At 63.9% G+C, this 678-nt stretch carries 1 protein-coding gene and 1 pseudogene; both read left to right on the plus strand.

Annotation, left to right across the window (positions count from 1 at the left end; genetic code table 11):
* A pseudogene (locus IP510_RS13590) lies at positions 1-323 on the plus strand (HSP90 family protein); the annotation flags it as partial.
* 23 nt (positions 324-346) lie between these two features.
* Positions 347-678: hypothetical protein (locus IP510_RS13595; protein ID WP_265087609.1), on the plus strand; the 332-nt coding region annotated here is incomplete at its 3' end.

The following is a 678-nucleotide window of genomic DNA, read 5'->3' on the forward strand; positions in this document are numbered from 1 at the left end:
CCACGGGTGTCGCCTATGTGTTGCCCCGCTCGCCACCGCCAGGGGCTCGTCAAGCAAACCGCGTTTACCTTGGCCGGATGCTGCTGAGCGAGAACGTGGATGCGCTGCTACCCGACTGGGCGTTCTTCGTGCGCGTCGTGCTGAACAGCACTTCGCTCACCCCGACGGCAAGCCGCGAATCGCTCGTGGACGACGACATCCTCGAGCACACGCGGGCAGCAATCGGCACGGTGCTGCGACAGTGGGTGCTCGAAATGGCGGCCCGGCATCCGGCCCAGCTCAACGACTTTGTGCAGATTCATTCACTCGCTCTCCGTGGCTGAGCGTCGAAACCACGCTGGGGCGCATGACGATTGAGAGCCTCACGCGCGATCACACCCAGTTGCGTTACGCCGAAACGGTGGACGAATTTCGGCAGATCGCGAGCATCGCGAGCCCCGACCGTCCAGTGATCAACGGTGGCTATATTTACGACACCGAGATCGCCCGCCTGCTCCCCACTCTTGTCAACGGACTCACCGTCGACCGCGTGAGCGTGCTCGACGAACTCGACTTTCTCGAGGTGCCACCGCTTGACGCGCGCAGTGTCGTCGCAAAGCTCGAAGACCGTGCCAGCGCTGTGCTCGCGGATGCCGGCTGCGCTGTGATTGTGCGCGGCGTTACCGCCACCGACGTCAC

The organism is Psychrobacter sp. NG254 (assembly GCF_015277735.1).
Lineage (GTDB): Bacteria > Pseudomonadota > Gammaproteobacteria > Pseudomonadales > Moraxellaceae > Psychrobacter.